The 21,743-nt window shown below is 64.2% G+C and carries 25 protein-coding genes and 1 other RNA gene; 14 read left to right on the forward strand and 12 right to left on the reverse strand.

Going from position 1 to position 21,743, the window contains the following annotated elements:
* The first annotated feature begins 203 nt into the window (after positions 1–203).
* Positions 204–1,175 carry an NADPH:quinone oxidoreductase family protein gene (locus F3W81_RS12525; protein ID WP_193079491.1) on the forward strand — a complete coding sequence of 324 codons (972 nt, stop codon included), beginning with the start codon at positions 204–206 and terminating at the stop codon, positions 1,173–1,175.
* Positions 1,176–1,190: 15 nt separating this feature from the next.
* Here F3W81_RS12525 and F3W81_RS12530 read toward each other — a convergent pair whose 3' ends face one another.
* A complete protein-coding gene (locus tag F3W81_RS12530) occupies positions 1,191–2,087 on the reverse strand; it encodes a LysR family transcriptional regulator (protein WP_193079492.1) in 897 nt (298 codons plus the stop codon).
* Between the two features lie 126 nt (positions 2,088–2,213).
* Between F3W81_RS12530 and F3W81_RS12535 the strand changes: the two genes are divergently transcribed.
* Both F3W81_RS12535 and F3W81_RS12540 read left to right on the forward strand, forming a co-directional pair.
* A complete protein-coding gene (locus F3W81_RS12535) occupies positions 2,214–2,432 on the forward strand; it encodes a DUF1127 domain-containing protein (protein ID WP_193079493.1) in 219 nt (72 codons plus the stop codon).
* 313 nt (positions 2,433–2,745) lie between these two features.
* A complete protein-coding gene (locus tag F3W81_RS12540; RefSeq protein ID WP_193079494.1) occupies positions 2,746–3,483 on the forward strand; it encodes a Bax inhibitor-1/YccA family protein in 738 nt (245 codons plus the stop codon).
* 81 nt (positions 3,484–3,564) lie between these two features.
* Here F3W81_RS12540 and F3W81_RS12545 read toward each other — a convergent pair whose 3' ends face one another.
* From F3W81_RS12545 to rnpB, 4 genes are all read right to left on the reverse strand, one after another.
* Positions 3,565–4,191 (reverse strand): GNAT family N-acetyltransferase, encoded by a 627-nt coding sequence (locus F3W81_RS12545; RefSeq protein ID WP_193079495.1) that lies wholly within the window; start codon positions 4,189–4,191, stop codon positions 3,565–3,567.
* A 136-nt stretch (positions 4,192–4,327) separates the two neighbouring features.
* Positions 4,328–4,495: a 50S ribosomal protein L33 gene (rpmG, locus tag F3W81_RS12550; protein ID WP_076648137.1), complete on the reverse strand. Its 168-nt coding sequence runs from the start codon at positions 4,493–4,495 to the stop codon at positions 4,328–4,330.
* A 185-nt stretch (positions 4,496–4,680) separates the two neighbouring features.
* Complete coding sequence (locus F3W81_RS12555) at positions 4,681–5,298, reverse strand: PRC-barrel domain-containing protein (protein ID WP_193079496.1); 618 nt, start codon at positions 5,296–5,298, stop codon at positions 4,681–4,683.
* A 273-nt stretch (positions 5,299–5,571) separates the two neighbouring features.
* Positions 5,572–5,998, reverse strand: an RNA gene (gene rnpB, locus F3W81_RS12560) — RNase P RNA component class A.
* 144 nt (positions 5,999–6,142) lie between these two features.
* Between rnpB and F3W81_RS12565 the strand changes: the two genes are divergently transcribed.
* From F3W81_RS12565 to F3W81_RS12615, 11 genes are all read left to right on the forward strand, one after another.
* Positions 6,143–6,598, forward strand: a complete 456-nt coding sequence (locus tag F3W81_RS12565) for a universal stress protein (RefSeq protein ID WP_193079497.1) — start codon at positions 6,143–6,145, stop codon at positions 6,596–6,598.
* Positions 6,599–6,894: 296 nt separating this feature from the next.
* Positions 6,895–7,461, forward strand: coding sequence for a hypothetical protein (locus F3W81_RS12570; RefSeq protein ID WP_193079498.1), 567 nt, complete (start codon positions 6,895–6,897; stop codon positions 7,459–7,461).
* A gap of 185 nt (positions 7,462–7,646) precedes the next feature.
* The gene (locus tag F3W81_RS12575) at positions 7,647–8,213 is read left to right on the forward strand and encodes a NifU family protein (protein ID WP_193079499.1); all 567 of its coding nucleotides are present in this window, start codon (positions 7,647–7,649) and stop codon (positions 8,211–8,213) included.
* Entirely contained in the window at positions 8,203–8,838 is a 636-nt protein-coding gene (tsaB, locus tag F3W81_RS12580; RefSeq protein WP_193079500.1) for a tRNA (adenosine(37)-N6)-threonylcarbamoyltransferase complex dimerization subunit type 1 TsaB, read from the forward strand. The genes F3W81_RS12575 and tsaB overlap by 11 nt, the downstream gene beginning before the upstream one ends.
* The gene (gene rimI, locus F3W81_RS12585) at positions 8,835–9,263 is read left to right on the forward strand and encodes a ribosomal protein S18-alanine N-acetyltransferase (protein ID WP_193079501.1); all 429 of its coding nucleotides are present in this window, start codon (positions 8,835–8,837) and stop codon (positions 9,261–9,263) included. The genes tsaB and rimI overlap by 4 nt, the downstream gene beginning before the upstream one ends.
* Before the next feature lie 156 nt (positions 9,264–9,419).
* Positions 9,420–10,427 (forward strand): BMP family lipoprotein, encoded by a 1,008-nt coding sequence (locus F3W81_RS12590; RefSeq protein WP_193079502.1) that lies wholly within the window; start codon positions 9,420–9,422, stop codon positions 10,425–10,427.
* 94 nt (positions 10,428–10,521) lie between these two features.
* A complete protein-coding gene (locus tag F3W81_RS12595) occupies positions 10,522–12,126 on the forward strand; it encodes an ABC transporter ATP-binding protein (protein ID WP_193079503.1) in 1,605 nt (534 codons plus the stop codon).
* Entirely contained in the window at positions 12,119–13,213 is a 1,095-nt protein-coding gene (locus F3W81_RS12600) for an ABC transporter permease (RefSeq protein WP_193079504.1), read from the forward strand. Before F3W81_RS12595 ends, F3W81_RS12600 begins: the two co-directional genes overlap by 8 nt.
* 3 nt (positions 13,214–13,216) lie before the next feature.
* A complete protein-coding gene (locus F3W81_RS12605; RefSeq protein WP_193079505.1) occupies positions 13,217–14,179 on the forward strand; it encodes an ABC transporter permease in 963 nt (320 codons plus the stop codon).
* A gap of 165 nt (positions 14,180–14,344) precedes the next feature.
* Positions 14,345–15,259: a sulfite exporter TauE/SafE family protein gene (locus F3W81_RS12610; protein ID WP_193079506.1), complete on the forward strand. Its 915-nt coding sequence runs from the start codon at positions 14,345–14,347 to the stop codon at positions 15,257–15,259.
* The gene (locus F3W81_RS12615; protein WP_193079507.1) at positions 15,259–16,035 is read left to right on the forward strand and encodes a TIGR02186 family protein; all 777 of its coding nucleotides are present in this window, start codon (positions 15,259–15,261) and stop codon (positions 16,033–16,035) included. The genes F3W81_RS12610 and F3W81_RS12615 overlap by 1 nt, the downstream gene beginning before the upstream one ends.
* A gap of 106 nt (positions 16,036–16,141) precedes the next feature.
* Here the strand turns inward: F3W81_RS12615 and F3W81_RS12620 are convergent, their stop codons facing one another.
* The 7 genes from F3W81_RS12620 to F3W81_RS12650 form a co-directional block, all read right to left on the reverse strand.
* Complete coding sequence (locus tag F3W81_RS12620; RefSeq protein ID WP_193079508.1) at positions 16,142–17,011, reverse strand: lysophospholipid acyltransferase family protein; 870 nt, start codon at positions 17,009–17,011, stop codon at positions 16,142–16,144.
* Between the two features lie 74 nt (positions 17,012–17,085).
* Positions 17,086–17,364 carry an HPr family phosphocarrier protein gene (locus F3W81_RS12625; protein WP_193079509.1) on the reverse strand — a complete coding sequence of 93 codons (279 nt, stop codon included), beginning with the start codon at positions 17,362–17,364 and terminating at the stop codon, positions 17,086–17,088.
* A 6-nt stretch (positions 17,365–17,370) separates the two neighbouring features.
* On the reverse strand, positions 17,371–17,763 hold the full coding sequence (locus F3W81_RS12630; protein WP_193079510.1) for a PTS sugar transporter subunit IIA: 393 nt from the start codon (positions 17,761–17,763) through the stop codon (positions 17,371–17,373).
* Positions 17,764–17,795: 32 nt separating this feature from the next.
* Positions 17,796–18,698 (reverse strand): RNase adapter RapZ, encoded by a 903-nt coding sequence (gene rapZ, locus F3W81_RS12635; RefSeq protein ID WP_193079511.1) that lies wholly within the window; start codon positions 18,696–18,698, stop codon positions 17,796–17,798.
* Between the two features lie 49 nt (positions 18,699–18,747).
* Entirely contained in the window at positions 18,748–19,212 is a 465-nt protein-coding gene (locus tag F3W81_RS12640; RefSeq protein WP_193079512.1) for an HPr kinase/phosphorylase, read from the reverse strand.
* Between the two features lie 9 nt (positions 19,213–19,221).
* A complete protein-coding gene (locus F3W81_RS12645; protein ID WP_193079513.1) occupies positions 19,222–20,835 on the reverse strand; it encodes a sensor histidine kinase in 1,614 nt (537 codons plus the stop codon).
* Positions 20,836–20,904: 69 nt separating this feature from the next.
* Complete coding sequence (locus tag F3W81_RS12650; protein WP_193079514.1) at positions 20,905–21,606, reverse strand: response regulator transcription factor; 702 nt, start codon at positions 21,604–21,606, stop codon at positions 20,905–20,907.
* Between the last annotated feature and the right edge of the window lie 137 nt (positions 21,607–21,743).

Here is a 21,743-nt window from a genome sequence, read left to right on the forward strand (position 1 = left end):
CAACTTTTACGCAAGTTAGCCGCTCTCGAAAGAGGTGACTGACTCGATGGTTAACTCAATTGTCGGCGGAGTATCAAGTTCGCAAAAGCACAACCACTGTTCACAATAGTTGCATCACGTTCTGCGGCGCAGCATGATCACGCGGTTGTGTCCCCGCCGGACAGACGCGTCACCTCAGGCTATCCATAGGAAATCACTCAACAATGGAAACGGATCGAATCGTCGCCCTGCGCTGCCACGGCACCGATGTGCCCCCCGTACTGGACCATATCGCCGCACCCCGTCCGGGCGCGGGCGAGGTGCTGATCCGCATCAAGGCCTGCGGGCTGAATTTCGCCGATCTCCTCATGGTGAAGGGCACATATCAGGCAACACCGCCCGCGCCGTTCACGCTCGGCATGGAGGTTGCGGGACAAATTCTGCAGTGCGGCGCAGGCGTGGACCTGATCCCCGGCACACGCGTCGCGGTCTTTGGCGGCTCTGGCGGGCTGGCTGAGCAGGGGGTTTTCCCCGCCGATCGCGTGGTCGCCCTGCCCGACGCCATGTCGTACGAGGACGCCGCCGCGTTGCAGATCGCTTATGGCACCAGCCACGTCGCCCTCGCCCATCGGGCACGACTCCAAAAAGGCGAGTGCCTACTTGTACTTGGTGCCACAGGTGGTGTGGGCCTTACGGCGGTTGAGTTGGGCAAGCTGATGGGCGCGCGCGTCATCGCCGTCGCACGTGGAGAGGAAAAGCGCGCCATCGCCCTGCGCGCCGGTGCGGATGTCTTCATCGACTCCGCGACGCAGGACATCCGCACCGAGGTCAAGGCGCTCGGTGGTGCCGATGTCGTCTATGATCCGGTGGGCGGAGAGATGTTCGAGGCCGCCTTTCGCGCCTGCAACCCCGAGGCGAGGATTCTGGTCATCGGCTTTGCCAGCGGCACGGTGCCCCAGCCAAAGCCAAATCACATGCTGGTGAAGAATATCGACCTGATGGGCTTTTACTGGGCGTCCTACCTGAATTTCCGCCCCGGCGTCGTCACCGACTCAATCGCGACGCTGATGGAGTGGCACAGCCGAGGCCTGATTCACCCCCATATCAGTCACACCCTGCCGCTTGAGCGCGCGACCGAGGGACTGGAACTGCTGCGCAGCCGCCGTGCCACCGGCAAGGTCGTCATCACGATCTAGCGCTCAGGCGCCCCTTCAGGCGCGCGCGGCCATCGGCACCGCAACCGGGATCGGCCGCCCGGCGGCATTGGTATAGCCCTGCCGCAGCATCTCGGCGACCCGCTTGGAGACTTCGCGCGCCCCGCGATCCTGCCGGTACATGCAGATCTTCTGCATCCCCAGCGCGGGCAGCTCTCCGCCATGGTCGACCTGCGCCAGTTGCCCCGGCTCGGTGCCCTGAATCATCGTGCTGATCGCCAGATCGGCCGAGACCGTCGCCTCCACCGTGCGATCCGAATAGGTGTCGACGGCATTTTCCCAGTCGATGCCGCCATCCTCCATCGCGCGGATGGTCAGCGGGCGGAACAGGCAATTGCGCCCCGAGGCATAGCGCAGCGGCCGATGCCGCCAGGCCGTGCCCCCCGGCGCGCCGATCCAGCACAGTGGACGTTCGTCCAGCACCTCGGCGCGGGCATCGGGCTCGGCCTCCGTGGTCAGGATGATATCGACCTCGCCGCGATCAAACTGCTCCTTCAGGCTGAAGGTATAGGCCGAGACCAGCTGCACCTTCATCCGTGGAAATTCCGAGGCGAACTGCTGCAACACCCGTGGCACCACCGGATAAACGATGTCATGCGGCACGCCGATGACGATCTCACCCTCGTAGCTCTTGCTGGTCAGCCGTGTCATCGCCTCGTCATTCATCTCGATGATACGTCGCGCATAGCCCAACAGCTGTTCGCCTGCCGCGGTCAGCGACACCCGGCGGCTGGTGCGGTCCAGCAAGGTCAGGCCCAGCATTTCTTCCAGCCGCTTCAACTGCATCGAAACGGCGGACTGGGTGAAGTTCAGCATCCCCGCCGCCTTGGTGACGCCGCCATGATCGGCCACAGCCACGAAACTGCGCAGAGAGGTCATGTCGAGATTTCTCATAGCATCACAATCCTTGATGGAAGCGGTCAGAAACATTCATTTTGAATATTGACCATAAGCCTTCATACACATCAACAGAAATCATCACTCTGCCGACTCACATCACGAACAGGAAAGGAAGACACGATGGCCTACCCAATACCCGGTACAACGACCGCCCGCGCCCCCCGGATCGCAAAGTCGCCGCTGTCGCGCCTGCTCATGCTGATGGGAATCGGCCGCGAACGCCGGGCGCTGCACCACCTTGACGACGCCCTGCTGCGCGACATCGGCCTGACCCGGCACGAAGCCCGCACCGAGGCCCGGCGCCCCGCATGGGATGCCCCCGAACGCTGGCGCAGCTGAGCCGACCCCGAACCTCTGCGCGCGGCCCTTCGCGTCGCGCGCCGTCCGCCCTTCACTCTCCCCCGTGACTTTTCCGCCGCTTGCGGGAAAGGAACACCCTGAGCGGCCCGCCGCTCTGCCCTGCTGAAACCGCTCCGACGCCACTCTGGCGCCCCTCGGACCGGCCTGAGCAGGGCTTTTTTTGTTTTTGATAACGTTTCCGTTGGATTCAGGCATTACAGGTCGCGAAAGAGTTGAAATGCACCCCCACGTCACCGATATTGAGCGGGAAAGCCCCGTCAGGGGAAAACAGGGATTTTACCGGAGGCTTCAAATGGCTGAATTCAGAACGATGCGCTCTGCGGCAGGCACCCGCACTGCTGCGATCGACGAAGGGCTGCGCGCCCACATGAACAAGGTGTACGGCACGATGTCCGTCGGCATGCTGCTGACGTTCCTCGTGGCCTGGGCGGTCGGGTCCAACCCGCAACTGCTCGGCGTGTTCCGTGATCCGATGACGCTGAAACCCAACCTTCTGGGTTACGCGGTCATGTTCGCCCCACTGCTGATGATCTTCGGCTTCGGCGCCGCGATCAACAAGCTGTCGGCGGCTGGCGCGCAATTGTTCTTCTACGCCTTTGCAGCCGTCATGGGCCTCTCGCTCAGCTGGATCTTCGTCGCCTTCACTGGCGTGTCGATCGCTCAGGTCTTCCTGATCACCGCGATTTCCTTCGCCGGTCTGTCGCTCTGGGGCTACACCACCAAGAAGGACATCTCCGGTTGGGGGTCGTTCCTGATCATGGGCGTCATCGGCCTGCTGGTGGCTTCGGTCGTCAACATCTTCCTGGCCAGCGCGGCGCTGCAGTTTGCCGTCTCCGCCATTGGCGTGCTGATCTTTGCCGGTCTGACCGCTTATGACACGCAGGACATCAAGAACACCTACATCCAGATGGCCCAGTCGGGCGATCGTGAATGGCTCGGCAAATCCGCCATCATGGGTGCGCTGCGTCTCTACATGGACTTCATCAACATGTTCATGTTCCTGCTGCAACTGTTCGGCAACCGCAACTGATCCACCCTCGGTCAGAGCGTTTAACGAACAAAGGCCGGTCCCTCGCGGGGCCGGCCTTTTCATTTGTCTGGGTGCATCCAATCAGGCCTCGGCCTGCCAGCGCATCTGCACCGCGGGGAACAGCAGCCCCGTTGGCAGCCGCACGTCAATGTGCGCGCGCATCTCAAAGCCCAGCGCCTCGTAGAAGGGTTCCGCCGTCAGCGTCGACTGGCAGTGCAGCACCTTCACCTCAGCCGCCCGGGCCGAGCGCAGGATGCGCCGCAGGATCCGCTGGCCGAGGCCTTGGCGCGCCGCATCCGGGTCAGTGGCAACGTGGCGGATGTGCCCCTCGCCTGCGCGCCCGGGCGCACCATGCGGGGAAAAGTCGGTCCACCCCCCCGCCGCCAGCACCCGCTCGCCATCCTCAGCGATGAAGTAGGTGCCGCAGGTCAGCAGGCTGGGCCGCGCCTGCCCGATCAGCGGCAGCGCGTCGCGCAGCAGCCCCGGTTCATAATCCGGCGCCAGCAGCGCCCGGTAGGAGCGTGCCAGCATCCGGCTGACTGCCTCGGTATCGGCAGGCAGCGCGGGCCGGATGATCACATCGGGCCAGGGCTCGGGCGTGGGTTTGGCCAGCGCACGGGCGCTCAGCGCGTTTTTGGCAGGCGCCAAGGGCCGGTCAAGCCGGGACGGTAAAAGGCAGTCGGGCGGGATATCGCTCTGTGCAGACATCGGGGGAGTCCTTGTCTCAGATCCGCTATGCGGATCCGCAGGAAGAGGGGGGGGTGAGACAGGGCGCGGCCCGGAAGTAGAAAAAGCCGCGCTCTGTGGCGCGGCTTTTGCATGGTCGTCTAAGAGGGGTCTGATCTTACTTGATCTTGCCTTCTTTGTACTCGACATGCTTGCGCACCACCGGATCGAACTTTCGTACGGTCATCTTTTCGGTCATGGTACGAGCGTTCTTTTTGGTCACGTAGAAATGGCCCGTGCCCGCGGTCGAGTTAAGACGGATTTTGATGGTCGTCGGCTTCGCCATTTTTCATCTCCTGCTGCGGGCGCACCTGTGCGCACCTGCGAAATCTCTTGAGGATCGCCTTGTACCCGTCCGCACCCCCGAGTCAACTCCCCTTTCAGGGAATCTTCGCGCAAAATGCGATTCTTTGGGTAAAACGCAAAAGGGGCAGCCGAAGCTGCCCCTCTGCGCACCTTTACAGGCGTCGATTATTGAACGGGAGCGGGGTCCATGGTGCCGCCGGTACCGGTCGATTCCATCGAAGCGTTGTCGGCTTCGCGCTGCTGATCTTCGGCCGTCACGAATTCGGGCGCGGCTTTCAGATCTTCCTCGGTGGCCGAGGTGATCAGACGCGGGTTGCCGGCGTCATCGTTGACGACAGTCAGGCTGGCCATTTCGATGGCGACTTCTTTCTCGCCCAGGCCAAGGAAACCGCCCACACCGATCACAACACCTCTGACGGTGCCGTCCATGCCGATGATCAGGTCATCGATATCGCCGACAGTGGCGTCGGTGTTGTTATAGACCGTGGCACCGATCAGATCGTCCGCCAAGATCGTGTCGGCATCCTGCATCGTGATCTGGCCTTCCACCGGCTGAGCGGGGGTCTCGGCTTCGGCGGTCATCGTGTCGTCGGTCGCGGCAGGGGCCGCAGGGTCCGTCGCCATGGGAGCCGTCGCATCAGCGTTCATGTCCGCCTTCGGCATTTCGGTCGTTGTTGTCGTCGTGGTGTCCGTGGTCGCAGTCTGTGCATAGCCCGCAATCGGGGCTGCAGCGATCATGGCAATAAGGGCGGCACGGCTGGTGGTTTTGAACAGATTGGTCATGTCTACTCCTCCTTAAGGGGCATCTCCCGCCTGTCGCTTGGTCAGTCCGTTTCGTCGGACCTAAGCGGCGGGGTCGAGTTGCGTATGAAGATGCAACACCCCGCCCTTCCGGTTCGTTCCAACGGGTCGAACCACAGCCCTCATCGTTCGGCGGACACCCGCGCGCCGCAGCGCAGCACATCGGCGGGTTCCCTCTGAGCGCAGAAAAGTCCACGCAGACAGAACACCTTACCGGCGATTCAACGAATATCTGTGCAGGGTAGGACAGGTCAGTTGCGCGGAGGGCCTGTAAGCCGGATTTTGTTCCCCGGCCCGTCTCCGGAACCGGTTCGATGACCATTCATCTCGGCCCGCGGTTACCCACGCGCCTCTAGCTGCCAACCCGGATCTCCAGGCCAAGGTGGCCTTGCGGCGACACCCCCTGAAGGATGACCCGCCCGAGATCCCTATTCGGCATTGCTCCCGGTGGGGCTTGCCGTGCCAGTCCGGTTACCCGTCCCGCGGTGCGCTCTTACCGCACCGTTTCACCCTTACCCTGACCGTTCTTGCGAACCTGTCCCCGAAGGGTCGATCAGGGCGGTCTCTTCTCTGTGGCGCTTTCCCTGGGGTTGCCCCCGCCGGGCGTTACCCGGCACCGTTACCTTGTGGAGTCCGGACTTTCCTCGAAGGCTTGCACCCCCGCGGCCATCCGGCCCTCCGCGCGAGGGCTGCCTTAGCCGCTTCTGCGCCCCCCGGTCAATCACGTTCGACGCCCAGTGCCGCAACGCCGCAGGCACAGGGCGTCAATTCCCGTTGCCGCGCCGACACGTTTGCGTCATGATCCTGCCTCGTAAAGGGAGACGTCATGCGCAAGTTCCTCGTCATTCTCGATGACAGCCGCGAATGCCTCAACGCCATGCGGTTTGCGGCGATGCGGGCGGCCAACAGCGGTGGCGGCGTTGCCATCCTGTCGATCATCAGCCCGGACGAATTCAATCACTGGATCGGCGTTGGCGACATCATGCGCGCCGAAGCCCGCGAACGCATCGAAGCCCACTTCGAGGTTTTCGCGAAATGGATGCGCGATCGCCAGAACATCGACCCCGACCTGATCGTGCGCGAAGGCGAACCCTACGAACAGATCCTCGCCCAGATCACCGAAGACCCCGAGATCGGCGTGCTGGTCCTCGGCGCCTCCACCGGCAAGGGCGGCCCCGGCCCGCTGGTCAATCAGATGTCGCGCAATGCGGGCTCGCTGCCCGTGCCCATCACCATCGTCCCCGAGGATCTCTCGAAGGAGCGGCTGGAGGCGATCACCTGACCCGCTCCCACGCCCCCCTGCATGTCTCGGCTCTGCTCGCGCTTCTGCTTGGCGCGCTCAGCCTGCACGCTCTGCCCACTCTGGCGCAGACAACACTGCCCCCTGCGACCGAGGCCCCCGCCAAGCCTGTCGACCTGTCGCGCCCCTTCCGCGCCGCGGCCTTCACCCCGGAGGAGCTTGAGTTCCTGCAGCGCGCCCTGATCTTCACCGGCGATTTCACCGGCACCGCCGATGGCCAGTGGCTCAATGACAGCGACGATGCGCTGGTCGGTTATGTCGCGCGCCAGTTCGGCAGCGTGAAGCCGACCCTGCGCGATGCCGGTGTGCTGGCCGAACGCTTCTCGACCGAGGTGGCGCGCAACGACTGGGTCAATCTCTATTCCGCCGATATCGACCTCAGCTTCACCTATCCCCGTGCGCTGGTGACGCAGGACGATGGCACCAGCTATGACGACCACCTCGCCAACGACCCGGTGTTCTTCCGCATCATCCAGACCGACCGGCAGGCGACGCTGGACATGCACGAGGCGTTGCAGGCCAAGATCGACCGCTCGGATCTGCATGGCCACCGCGAAACCGACACCAGCGCCAGCACCAACGGCTATCTGGCGGGCGGTCGCTGGGCCTATCTGCACAGCAGCTTCGGCACGCCGCTCGACACCTCCATCGTGATCCGCGCCGCCCCCGCTGACGTGACGCGCGGCCGTCTGATCGCGCGCGGCGCCCGCCCCGGCCAGCACAGCGCGCCGCAGATCCAGCCCGGCAGTCTGCTGGACCGCATCATCGCCGCCCATCCAGACCTCTCGGACGCCAGCTACCGCGCCCCCGCCACCCGGACAGTCCCCCTCGACCAGCCGCTCTAGCGCCCTGAGCCTGTGCTGAGGGGCGCGTATTTCGCACCGTTCAGATACCGTTCAGATACCGACGCGATACCGACGTTGCGTTTCAGGCCTGTTTTCGCCCTCCGAAGCGTTTTAGAATGGCTCTAAATCTTGACAGCGGGGCCGGGAAGGCTCATATCGGGGGCCAGACAGAGAAGGGTCCGCCGATGTTCATCCAGACCGAATCCACACCGAATCCCGCGACGCTGAAGTTCCTGCCCGGCCAGACCGTGCTCGACGCAGGCACCGCAGATTTCCCCTCGGCGGTAGCTGCCGAAAAGTCCCCGCTGGCCGCGCGCCTGTTCGGCGTCGATGGCGTCACGGGCATTTTCTTTGGCAATGATTTCGTCACCGTGACCAAATCCGAAGCCAGCGAATGGGATCACCTGAAGCCCGCCCTGCTCGGCGCGATCATGGAACATTACCAATCGGGTCAACCGGTTATGGCTGGCAACGAGGCGCCCGCCGCCTCCGGTCACGCCGATCATGATGGCCCCGACGGCGAAATCGTCGGCCAGATCAAGGAGCTGCTGGACACCCGCGTGCGTCCCGCCGTGGCTCAGGATGGTGGCGACATCACCTTCCACGGCTTTGATCGCGGCGTTGTTTACCTGCACATGCAGGGCGCCTGCGCCGGCTGCCCCTCCTCGACCCTGACGCTGAAAATGGGGATCGAGAACCTGCTGCGCCACTACATCCCGGAAGTGACCGAGGTTCGCCCTGTTGCCGTCTGAGACGCTGATACTGGCATTCGACACATCGGCCGCGCATTGCGCGGCCGCTTTGCTGTCTGGCGATACGGTGCTGTCAGAGGCCCGCGAGGAAATGTCCCGCGGTCAGGCAGAGCGCCTCGTTCCCCTTCTGGAACAGGTACTTAGCGACGGCGGGTACAGCTGGTCCGACCTCTCGGCCCTCGCTGTCGGCACCGGTCCGGGCAATTTCACCGGCATCCGCATCGCCGTTTCTCTGGCGCGCGGCCTCTCCCTCGCCCTCTCGATCCCCGCCATTGGCGTCACCGGGTTCGAGGCTCTGGCCGAGGGTCAGACCACCCCCCATCTCGCGACCCTGCCCGCGCCGCGCGACCACCTCTATGGCCAGCTGCGCGACGGCGCCGACATCTCGGCCCCCCAGATGTTCCCCGCCGACCAGATCCCGCAGGCGCTGCACCCCGCCGGCGCCCTGCTGATCGGTGCCGCCCCCGGCGCCACGCCCGGCCCCGCCAACCCCGCGCCCGCCATCGCCCGCGCCGCCCGCGCGCAGCTGAGCCTTGGCCAGCCGACCCCGCCCCCCGCACCGGTCTACCTGCGCCCAGCCGACGCCGCCCCGCCCCGCGACGCGCCGCCCCGGATCATCCCGTGACACCGCCCGACCTGCCGCTGGCCGAGCTGGCGCGGATCCATGCCGCGTGCTTCACCACCCCCCGCCCCTGGTCCGAGGCTGAACTGGCCCAGCTGATCGGCGATTCTGCCTGTTTTCTCGTCACTTCCGCTCAGGGTTTCCTGCTGGGGCGCACCGTGCTGGACGAGGCCGAGATCCTCACCATCGCCGTCGACCCCAGTGCGCGCCGACAGGGGCAGGCCCGCGCGCTTCTCCATGATTTTGAAGGGATTTGTCGCGCGAAATCTGTTGAAAATGCCTTTCTTGAGGTCGCAACCGACAACACAGCCGCCCGCGCGCTCTACCGCGCAGCCGGATTTGAGGTGAGGGGCCGGCGCCCGCGCTATTACCGCACCCCGGAAGGCATCTTGAAAGACGCTGAAATCATGGGCAAAGTAATCGCATGACGCTGCGAAACCACAGGGTTTTCTCTACCAAACGGTCAGAGAATGCTATTGACCGGCGTCTGACCCTCTGTCCTAACTCGGTCTGATCATTCCGATCTGCAATGCCAATGGCCGCCGGACTAATCAACGAACGGCCAAGCAACTGGGAGACCCCGCATGACCCTGATGACCAAATTTCTGAGCGCGGCTGCAACCGGCCTCGCGCTGGCGGCAACCTCTGCCGTCGCCGACCCTGCCCTGATTTACGATCTCGGCGGCAAGTTCGACAAATCCTTCAACGAAGCGGCCTTCAACGGCGCGACGAAATGGGCCGAAGACACCGGCGGCTCGTTCAAGGACATCGAAATCACCTCCGAAGCTCAGCGTGAGCAAGCGCTGCGTGGCTTTGCCGAGAAGGGCTTCAACCCGGTCATCACCACCGGCTTCTCCTTCTCGACCCCGATCGCGAACGTCGCGGCCGACTACCCCGATATCAACTTCGTCACCATCGACGGCTTTGTCGATCCGGCGGAACACCCCAACGTGCTGTCGGTGCTCTTCTCCGAGGCCGAAGGCTCCTACCTCGTCGGCATGCTGGCCGGCATGGAAAGCAAGACCGGCACCGTCTCCTTCGTCGGTGGCATGGACATTCCGCTGATCCGCAAGTTCGCCTGTGGCTACGCGCAGGGCGCCAAGGCCGTGAACCCGGACATCAAGGTCATCTCCAACATGACCGGCACCGATCCGAGCGCATGGAACGACCCCGTCAAAGGCTCTGAGCTGACCAAGGCGCAAGTCGATCAGGGCTCTGACGTGATCTTCGCTGCCGCTGGCGCCACCGGCCTCGGTGTGCTGCAAACCGCTGCTGACAACAAAGTCTTCGGCATCGGCGTCGACTCCAACCAGAACTACCTGCACCCCGGCAACATGCTGACCTCGATGCTGAAACGCGTCGATCTGGCCGTGGCCGATGCCATGACCGCAGGGGCTGATCTGGAAACCGGCGTGCACGTGCTGGGTCTGGCGCAGGACGGCGTTGGCTACGCGATGGACGAATACAACGCGGATCTGATCACGGAAGAGATGAAGGCCGCCGTGGAAGACGCGAAAGCCAAGATCATTTCGGGCGAAATTCTGGTGCACGATTACACCGCGGACGACACCTGCCCGGCTCTCAGCTTCTGATCCGACTGCGCGGGGCCGCACTGGCCCCGCACCCCTTTGCAGGGGCCGCGCCGGTCGCGGTCCCTGTTTCCATTCGCACTTCGGGACTCCCCTCATGACAGATTCCGCCCCCGCCATTGAACTCAAGGGGATTTCCAAGGCCTTCGGCCCTGTGCAGGCGAACAAGGACATTTCGATCCGCGTGATGCCCGGCACGATCCACGGCATCATCGGTGAAAACGGCGCTGGCAAGTCGACGCTGATGTCCATCCTCTACGGCTTCTACAAGGCCGACGCGGGCGAGATCTGGATCAACGGCAAGAAGACCGCCATCACCGACAGCCAGAGCGCCATTGCCGCCGGTATCGGGATGGTCTTCCAGCATTTCAAACTGGTCGAAAATTTCTCGGTCGTGGAAAACGTGATCCTCGGCGCCGAAGACGGCGCCTTCCTGCGTCCCTCCATCGCCAAGGCCCGCAAGAGCCTGAAGAAACTGGCCGATGAATACGAACTCTCCGTCGATCCCGATGCGCTGATCGAGCACCTCTCTGTCGGGCACCAGCAGCGGGTCGAGATCCTGAAAGCGCTCTATCGCGAAGCCGATATCCTGATCCTGGATGAGCCGACAGGCGTGCTGACCCCGGCCGAGGCCGACCACCTGTTCCGCATCCTCGACAACCTGCGCAAAGAGGGCAAGACGATCATCCTGATCACGCATAAACTGCGTGAGATCATGGAGATCACCGACACCGTCTCCGTCATGCGCCGCAGCGAGATGACCGCGACCGTGAAGACATCTGAGACCTCGCCCGAGCATCTGGCCGAGCTGATGGTGGGTCGCAAGGTGCTGCTGCGCGTCGACAAGGTACCCGCAACGCCGGGCGAGACGGTTCTGTCGGTCAAGGATCTGCGCGTCATCGACGACAAGGGCGTCGAGCGGGTCAAGGGCATCTCCTTCGACATCCGCGCGGGCGAGATCCTCGGCATTGCGGGCGTCGCCGGCAACGGCCAGTCCGAAGTGATGAACGTCCTCGGCGGCATCATGGACGCCACCGGCACGATCACCATGAACGGCAAGCCGGTTCCGCTGTCGGGCAAGGCCGCTGACGGTCAGTCGCGCCGCGCCATCGGCATCGCCCACGTCCCCGAGGATCGCCAGCGCGAAGGCCTGATCATGGAGTTCACCGCTTGGGAGAACACCGTTTTCGGCTACCACCTTGATCCGCAATGGCAATCCGGCCCCCTGATGAACAACGCCGCGATCCAGAAGGAAGCGGCGGGCAAGATGCAGCGGTTCGACGTCCGACCGCCCGACCCCAACCTCAAGGCCAAGAACTTTTCCGGCGGCAACCAGCAAAAGGTGGTTTTGGCGCGTGAGATCGAGCGGAACCCCGATCTGCTGCTGGTCGGTCAGCCGACGCGCGGCGTCGATATCGGCGCCATCGAATTCATCCACCAGGAAATCGTCCGCCTGCGCGACCAGGGCAAGGCGATCCTGCTGGTCTCGGTCGAGCTGGACGAGATCATGTCGCTGTCCGACCGCATCGCTGTGATGTTTGACGGTAAGGTCATGGGCTTCCGCGAACCTGCCACCACGGATGAACGCGAACTCGGCCTGATGATGGCCGGGATTTCCGGCGAACCCGGCACCGAAGACTGGAAGGCGGTCGACGAAAACCTGACCGCCCTCGAACATGGAGAGACCCCGACACATGGATAGGATGCCCGCCTGGGCCGACGTGGTCCTGATCCCACTGATTTCGCTGATACTGGCGGCAATCCTTTCGGCACTGGCGATCCTCGCCATCGGGGAAAGCCCTGCCGAAGCCTTTTACCTGATGGTTGACGGGGCGCTGATGCGTTCCTCCGGCTGGGGCTATACGCTCTATTACGCGACCAACTTCATCTTCACCGGCCTCGCCGTCTCGGTCGCCTTCCATGCCAAGCTGTTCAACATCGGCGGCGAAGGTCAGGCGGCGCTCGGTGGTCTCGGCGTGGCGCTGGCCTGTCTCTATATCCCCTGGCCGCACTGGTCGCTGGCCCTGCTCGGCTCGGCTGTGGGCGCGGCGGCCTTCGGCGCGCTCTGGGCGCTGATCCCGGCCTACCTTCAGGCCAAGCGCGGCAGTCACATCGTGATCACCACGATCATGTTCAACTTCATCGCCGCCGCTCTGCTGAACTACCTGCTGGTCAACGTCCTGCGCCCCGTCGGCGCGATGGAGCCCGCCTCGGCCAGCTTTGCCGCCGCGACGCACCTGCCGACCTTCCAGTCGATGTTCTCGTCCGAGGGCAATACGCTGTTCCGTGGCTCGCCTGCCAATATCACCTTCTTCATCGCACTGATCGCCTGCGTCTTTGTCTGGCTGCTGATCTGGCGCTCCAAGCTCGGCTATGAGATCCGCAGCCAAGGCTACTCGGAAAGCGGCGCGAAATATGCCGGCATCTCGCCCTCGCGCATCATCATCATCGCGATGCTGATCTCCGGCGCGCTGTCGGGCATGATGGGCGTCAACGCGACCCAGGGGGCCGCCGGTCGCCTGATCCTGAACTCGGCCGAGGGCGCGGGCTTCATCGGCATCGCCGTGGCGCTGATGGGGCGCAACCACCCCTTCGGCGTGTTGCTGGCCTCGCTGCTGTTCGGCTTCCTCTATCAGGGCGGCGCGGAACTCGCGATGTGGACCTCGATCCCGCGCGAGCTGATCATCGTCATTCAGGCGCTGGTGATCCTGTTTACCGGCGCGCTCGACAACATGGTGCGCTGGCCGCTTGAGGCGCTGTTCGCCCGACTGCGCAAGAAGGAAGCCTGAGCCATGGATCTCAACACCATCCTGCAAGTCCTCGATTCCACCGTCCGCCTCGGCACGCCCCTGCTGCTGATGTGCCTCGCGGGTCTGTTCTCTGAGCGCGCCGGCATCGTCGACATCGGGCTTGAGGGCAAGGCGCTGGTCGCCGCGTTCTTTTCCGCCGCCATCGCCTATAGCACCGGGTCGCTGATGCTGGGGCTGCTGGCGGGCATTCTGTCGTCGCTGGTGCTGTCGCTGATCCACGGCGTCGCCTCGATCACCTTTCGCGGCAACCAGCTGATTTCCGGCGTGGCGTTGAACTTCCTTGCCTCTGGTCTGACGGTGCTGATCGCACAGGACTGGTTCGGTCAGGGCGGGCGCACCCCCTCGCTCGGCGATGTCCGCTTTCACGAACTGACCCTGCCCTTCGCCGAGGCCCTGCGCCCCGTGCCTGTGATCGGCCCGATCTATTACGACCTGATTTCCGGGCATTCGATCCTGGTTTATGTCGCCTTCCTCTGCGTGCCCGTCACCTGGTGGGTGCTCTACCGGACGCGCTTCGGGTTGCGTCTGCGCGCCGTGGGGGAAAACCCCGCCGCCGTCGACACTGCCGGCATCTCGGTCGTGCGGTTGCGGTTCTCGGCGATCATCATCGCCGGTGTGCTCTGCGGTCTGGCGGGCAGCTACCTTGCCACCGCGTTGCAGGCAGGCTTCGTCAAGGAAATGACAGCGGGACGCGGCTATATCGCCCTCGCCGCGCTGATCTTCGCCAAGTGGCGGCCCTGGTATGCGCTCTCGGCGACGATGCTGTTCGGCCTGCTGCAAGCGGTGGCGCTGCGGTATCAGAACATCGACCTCGGCGGGTTCATCATCCCCGTGCAGTTCATGAACGCCCTGCCCTATATCCTGACCATCGTGATCCTGGCCGGTTTCGTCGGCGCCGCGAACCCGCCCCGCGCCGGCGGAGACCCCTACGTCAAGGAACGCTGAGCACTCTTTGCCCACCCGGGCCATTGCAGACCCTAAATCGGCCCGAGGCGCTTGCCCCTCGGGCCGATTTGCGTTTGATGTATTTGCGAATGCAATTAATGCCGCGCAAGCAAAAGCGCGCTAGGCTGGCGTTGCGGCAAATCGGCTATCCCGCTAGGATTACCCATGCAAGTCTACCTTCCGATCGCAGAAATCTCGGTCAACGTCTTCCTCCTGCTGGGCTTGGGCGGCATCGTCGGCGTGCTGTCGGGCATGTTCGGGGTCGGTGGCGGTTTTCTGATCACGCCGCTGCTGTTCTTTGTCGGCATCCCCCCCGCCGTGGCCGTGGCGACCTCGGCCAACCAGATCGTTGCGTCCTCGGTTTCGGGCCTGTTCGCGCATCTCAAACGCAAGACCGTCGACATGCGCATGGGCGGGATATTGCAGCTCGGCGGGCTCTGCGGAGCCGCCGTCGGGGTGGCGTTGTTCAACTGGCTGCGTCAGCTGGGGCAGGTCGATCTGCTGGTCAACCTGTGCTACGTCGTCTTCCTCGGCGCCATCGGGATGCTGATGTTCGTCGAAAGCCTGAACGCCATCCGCCGCGCAGGCAAACCGCAGACCGGAAAGCCACGGCGCAAGCAGCGCGGCTGGGTCCAGACCTGGCCGCTGAAGATGCGCTTTCGCACCTCGGGCCTCTATATCTCGGTGATACCGCCGATCCTTGTCGGCTTCAGCGTGGGTATTCTCTCGGCCGTCATGGGCGTCGGCGGCGGCTTCATCATGGTGCCCGCGATGATCTACATCCTGCACATGCCCACCAAGGTCGTGATCGGCACCTCGCTGTTCCAGATCATCTTCGTCGCCGCCTTCACCACCTTCCTGCACGCGGTGACCTTTCACACGGTGGATATCGCTCTGGCGCTGTTCCTGTTGATCGGCGGCGTCATCGGTGCCCAGTTCGGCACCCGCATCGGCGCCAGGATGAAGGCCGAACAGCTGCGCATCCTGCTGGCCCTGCTGGTGCTGGCGGTCTGCGGCAAGCTCGCCTTTGACCTGATCGCCCGGCCCAACGACCTCTATTCCATATCGGATCTGAACTGATGCGCGCCCTCACCCTTCTCGCCGCACTGGTTATCACCCTGCTGCCCGCCACCCGCTCGATCGCGCAGGAAGAAGAGGTCGTCCTCGGCCTCAGCCAGAACCGTGTCGCGATCAACGCCAACTTCGACGGCTCCGAGATCCTGATCTTCGGCGCCGTCAAACGCGATTCCGTCCCGATCCACCCACAGCTCGACGTCATTGTCACCGTCGCCGGCCCGAACGAGCCGCTGAACGTCATGCGCAAGGAACGCCGCGCCGGGATCTGGGTGAACACCGCGCAGGTCACCATCCGTCAGGCCCCCAGCTTTTACGCCGTCTCGACCACCGGCCCGCTGAGCCACATCCTCACCCAGACCGAGGATCTGCGCCACCGCATCTCGATCCCGCGCGCAATCCGCTCCATCACCTCCTCGGACGAGGTGCTGGACGAGGATAACTTCGTCAACGCCCTGATCCGGCTGCGCGAAAAGCAGGGCACCTATCTGCTGCAGGAAAAGGCCGTGCGGCTGGACGAACAGACCCTGTTCAACACCCGCGTCGCCCTGCCCTCGAACCTGACCGAGGGCGTCTACCGCGTCGATGTCTACCTGCTGCGCGGGGGCAATGTGATCACCAGCTACGAGACCTCGCTGCGCGTCGGCAAGGTCGGGCTGGAGCAATGGCTCTACGATCTCTCCCATGAACAGGCGATCGCCTACGCGCTGCTGGCGATCTTCATCGCTGTCATTTCCGGGTGGGCCGCGTCCGAGCTGTTCCGCATGATCCGCAACCAGTAGGGCGGATCAGCGGCAATGGGGCCAAGGGGCGGCAACGCCCCTTGTGAAAGAAATGGAATGCGCCGCAGGCGCGCCATCGGATCACGCCCGCCGGGGAGAGACGCCGCTACAGGCTCAGGGTATGCTCGCGCAGCCAGGCCATGAAGCCCCGCGGATCGCTCTTCAGCTGCTCCATCTGCGCTTCGCTCAGCGGATCACCGACCACCGGCGCCTGAGGGGCATTCAGCGAATGCACGATCTCATGCAGCAGCAGCCCCTGGCGCAGCGTTGCCGACACCCGGTTGGCCATCTGATACCAGCGCGAATTGGCGCCCGTGAAATGGATCGGCACCACCCGCGCACCAGAGCGGCGGATCATCTGCGCGGTAAAGACATTCCATTCCGCCTCGATCGCCGGGCCGAACATGGTCTTCGACGCCGCCACCACACCCGAGGGGAACAGGGCCACAAGCCCACCATCCTTGAGATGCGACATCGCCTTGGCGCGCATCTCGACGCTCTTCCTCTGGGCGTCGCCGTCGTGGGGAAAGGGCACCGGGATCATGTAGCTGGAAGCAACCTCGTCGATGCCCGTCAGGATCGAGCGGGTCAGGATCTTGTAATCCAGCCGTCTGCGCCCGATCAGCTCGGCCATGACCATGCCGTCGACCATGCCGTGGGGATGGTTTGCCACCACCACGACCGGCCCGTCCTGGGGGATCTTGTCCAGCTGGTCCTTCGGCGTCGTCACGGGAATGCCCATGACATCCAGACAGGCCTTCCAGAAGGCCTGACCCTGCGGCGCACCCTGCTTTTCGAATTTCCGGATCAGACGAAGGATCGTCACTTTCCCCGACATCCACTCGATGGTGCGGATCAGGTTGCGCTGTAACGGATCGTCGAAGCTCGAGGAATAGGTCAGAGACCGGCGGTCGTAATGGGTGTAGCTGACCGGCTCGCCCGTCGTTTTGCCGTCGTTATGCGTACTGTCCACCAATGGAACGTCACCCGTATTTCCCGCCTGTTGTCATACGACGGGGCTCAAGGGATCCGTCGCACGATAGCGTCACATTACATCTCTTCTCCGAAGCGATTGGCAACCAACGCCTGCAGGGCGTCAGCCAGCGCTGCCGCATCCGGGCCCGAGGTTTCAACCTCAATAGTGCTTCCGTTGGCGGCTGCCAACATCAAAAGCCCCATAATACTGTCGCCACCGGTCGACATGCCATCCCGGCTGACTTCCGCTCGGGCATCAAAGCCTTCGACGACTTCCACGAATTTTGCCGAGGCACGGGCATGGAGGCCCTTTTGATTGATGATCGTCAAGGTCCGCGCGACGCTCTCGCTCATGCCCTGTCAGCCTCCACTCAAATTTCGGCTGTCGATATATTTGCGACCCGCTTCGGTTGCATCCCGCACAGCCTCAGGAAGAGACTTATGGCGCGACTTTGCCAGTTTGATCAAGGCCGGAAGGTTGACGCCATACAGAATCCGCCGGTCATCGGGGCGACAGGCCAGCAGCGACAGGTTGCTGGGCGATCCGCCGAACATATCAGTCACCACGACGACGCCCTGCCCCTGATCCACCGCATCGGCGGCGGTGCAGATCTCGCGTTCCTTGCCGGCACGGTCGTCATTGCTGTCAATCGAGATGGCTTGCAGACCCGGCTGAGAGCCGACGACATGCTCGACCGCCGCCTTGTACTCACGCGCCAAACCGCCATGTGCGACGATCACTATTCCGATCAATGCCGGGCTTCCTTCCGCTGGCCGGACGATGCTCATGATACACCACCCGCGGCTTTGCGCCGCTCCTGCTCACGGTGCCTAATTGACACCTGCCAGCCCTCTTCCGCAAGGGCTCGTCCCAGCCTTTCCGCCAAAGTGACGGAACGGTGTTGTCCCCCGGTACAGCCGAACCCGATGGCCAGATGCGACTTGCCCTCTTCCAGGTAGGCGGGCAGCAGCATCAGCGTCAGATCCGTGACCTTCGCGAGGAATCCGGCAAAGCGCGGATCGCCCGCGACATGCTCCTGTACCGCGCTGTCGAGCCCGGTCAGCGCGCGCAAATCTGGTGCCCAGTAAGGGTTTCGCAGGAACCGCACGTCAAACACCATGTCGAGGCCGCGCGGCAGGCCGCGCTTGTAACTGAACGAATGCAGCGACACCGCCAGACCCTGCCCGGTGACCGGTGCAAACAGCCGGTCCATCTCGGCGCGCAGGTCATGCACCGTCATTTCCGAGGTATCGACCAGTACATCGGCGCGCTCACGCACTGCGCTCAGCAGATCAAATTCTCGTGCAATGCCGTCCTCGGGGGTCTCTGCCGGGGCCAGAGGGTGCCTGCGACGCGTCTCGGAATAGCGCCGCGACAGCACATCGGCGCGACAATCGAGGTACAAGAGCTCCAGCGACAGCCCCTCGATCGCGCCCATCCGGTCCAGCGCCTCCAGCAGCGCCGCGGTCGAGAAATCCCGGTTGCGCGTGTCCAGCCCCAGCGCCAGCGGGCGGCGCAGCGGCGGCCCGTCCAGCAGGCGCGGCAGCAGCGACAGCGGCAGATTGTCGATCGCCTCAAAGCCAAGGTCCTCCAACGCGCGAATGGCGGTAGAGCGGCCCGCACCGGAAGGCCCGGTCACAAGGACAAGGCGCGGGGTCAGGCTGGCGAGGTCAGTTTCATGGGGCATGAGGGCGGTCAGGTTAAGGGTTCGGGGGCGGACTTCGCGCATAGCGTGTTCATGCGCTGCGCCCTTCCCGCAAGCATTGCAGAATCGCGGCAGCAAAGGCCGCAGTCCCAGTATTGTGAAGTAATGGTAAAGAAACCCCCAGCAAAATAGTGCTGCGCTGCGGCGGAAGTCGTTCCAATTCGTCCTTTCCCAGATCCACGACCAGCGTGACCGGGCTCGGTCCGGCGTACGCCGCCTTCAGGATGCCGACGCCGCGCGCCTCGATCAGCCCCTGCAGCGCGGGGGCTGGCGTCGCGATCAGCGCCGCGCCGTCGCGTGCCAGCACCACGCGGTCATCGGCCACCAGCCCGGCCCCGCGCGACAGCATCTCCAGCACCAGCGACGACTTGCCAGCGCCCGACGGCCCCAGCACCAGAACCGCGCGCCCGGCCAGCGCCGCACAACTGGCATGCAGGATCACCGGCCCCGCCTCGCGCGCCGCCGCCTCTGCCGTGATGGTGCCTTTGGCCTGCATATCCGCCCCCTAGACCGGCAATCCGACGACGAAGCGCGCGCCCAGCGGACCCTCCGTGGGGTCTGTGCCCGTCGCGCGCATGTTCTCGGCCCAGATGACGCCGCCATGGGCCTCGACGATCTGCTTGCTGATCGCCAGACCGAGGCCCGAATGCGTGCCGAACTCCGACGCGGGGCGGTGCGAATAGAACCGGGCAAAGATCTTCTGCAGCGCCTCTTCGGGGATGCCCGGCCCGGTGTCCTCAACCACCACCAGCACCCGCGCGCCGCGCCTGCGCACCCAGACACGGATCGCATCGCCCGCCTGACAGAAGGACATGGCGTTGGTGATCAGATTGACAAAGACCTGCGCCAGACGCGGTTCCAGCCCGCGCAGAGTGATCTCTCCCTCGGGCAGATCCGTCATGAAATCAATGCCTTGCTTTTCTGCCTGCCCGCCGAGATAGCCCGTCAGACTGCGCAGCAGCGCCAGCAGGTCAAAGGCCTCCTCCTCCTCCCGGACCAGCTCACTGTCGAGCCGCGAGGCGTTGGAGATATCGCTGACCAGCCGGTCCAGACGCCGCACGTCATGTTCGATCACCTCCAGCAGAGTGGCGCGGTGATCGTCGCGTTTGGCCATCCGCAGGGTCCCGACAGCCGAGCGCAGACTGGCCAGCGGGTTCTTGATCTCATGCGCGACATCGGCGGCGAACTGTTCGTTGGACTCGATACGCTCATACAGCGCCGCGACCATGCCGCGCAGCGCGCCCGACAGCCGCCCGATCTCGTCCGAGCGCGCGGTCATATCGGGGATGCGCACCCGCGCCGGCGCGGGCCGCTGCGGGTCGCGCTTGCCCCCGACCTCAGCCGCCGTCGCCAGCGCCGTCAGCGGCCGCGCGATGGTCGAGGCCAGCAGCAGGCTCATCAGCGTCGAGACCAGCGTGGCGAGGGCAAAGATCCGCAGCGCCCGCTCCTGCCGGGCGCGCGCCATGGCGTCCAGCGGCGCCAGCGGGCTGATCAGCGCCACGGCGCCCAGCACCCGGTCCTGCGGCGCGATGGCCATCAGCGTTGTGACAAAACGCCCCGTCGCGCCCTCCGCGATCCGGCTGAGCGGAGCGCCCGGCTGCAAACCGCCCATCATGGCGCGCGCCTGACCAAGCGGATCCTGGCCCTCCGGCAGGGGCCCATCGCCCAGAAACACCCCGCTGAAGACGCGCCAAAATCCCCCCAGCGCATCCAGAACATAGGTCCGTGACGCCTCGGCCTGCGCCCCGGCGTCGCCAGATCGCCTGCCCAGCACGGCCCCATCGGGCGCCAGCACCAGCAGCTCCAGACCCGGGCTGAGCGTGATCGCCTCCAGCCGCTGCGCTACAGCGCCGGGCGACAGCGGCGCGGGGTCCACTTCAAGGACATTGCCGATCAGCGCCGCCTCGACGCCCATCCTCTCGCGGTACTGGGTCAGCGGGCTGTCGCGCCCGCCCCCGAGGTAGAGCACCCCGAGCACCAGAAGGTTCAACGCAACCAGATTGAAGACGACGATCCTGCGGGTCAGCGACGACAGACCTCCCCGTCCGGCCTGCGCGCCGGGGCCGTCGAAAGCGGCCTGCCGATGCGGCGCCGCGCGTCTGCTCCGCTCATCGCGCACGCTGGTCCTTTCGGCGAAATCTCACTGGGGCGAGGGTGGGTCGGGGGTCTATTGCAGGCATGGGACGCGTCAGTCTTCGTTGTACCTGTAGCCGATCCCGTAGAGCGTCTCGATGGCGCAGAAATCCTCGTCCGCGCTGCGCAGTTTCTTGCGCAACCGCTTGATATGGCTGTCGATCGTGCGGTCATCGACATAGATCTGCTCGTCATAGGCCACGTCCATCAGCTGATCGCGGCTTTTCACGAACCCGGGGTGCTGGGCCAGTGCCTTGAGCAACAGGAATTCGGTCACCGTCAGGGTCACGGCCTGCCCCTTCCAGGTCACCAGATGGCGCAGCGGGTCCATCCGCAGCTCGCCACGCTCGATCACGCGGGTCTCTTCGGTTTCGGGGATCATCTCGCCTGCGACAGCCTGCTGACGCCGCAGCAGGGCGCGGATGCGAGCCACAAGCAGACGCTGGCTGAAGGGTTTTTTCACATAGTCATCCGCGCCGAGGCGCAGGCCCAGAACCTCGTCGATCTCATCGTCCTTCGAGGTCAGGAAGATCACCGGCATCTGGGTTTTCTGGCGCAGCCTCTGCAGCAGGTCGATACCGTCCATGCGGGGCATCTTGATGTCCAGAACGGCCATGTCGGGCAGACGCTTTTCAAAGGCCTCAAGTGCGGCCTGACCATCGCTGTAGGTCTCGACCTCAAAGCCCTCGGCCTCCAGCATGATGGCGACGGACGTCAGGATATTCCTGTCATCGTCCACAAGGGCGATTTTCGACATCGGGCCTATCCTCGTCCTGCGCAAACTGCCTTCATTTTTCCCGTCAGTATTCCCCTTTTAGGACTTTACAAGCAACGCCAAACACGATTCGCCCCGGCGGCTAAAGACTTTGTGGCGAAAATGTCTTATGATCTCCT

Origin of the sequence: Pseudooceanicola spongiae, assembly GCF_014899185.1 — a bacterium.
In the GTDB taxonomy this organism is placed as follows: domain Bacteria; phylum Pseudomonadota; class Alphaproteobacteria; order Rhodobacterales; family Rhodobacteraceae; genus Pseudooceanicola; species Pseudooceanicola spongiae.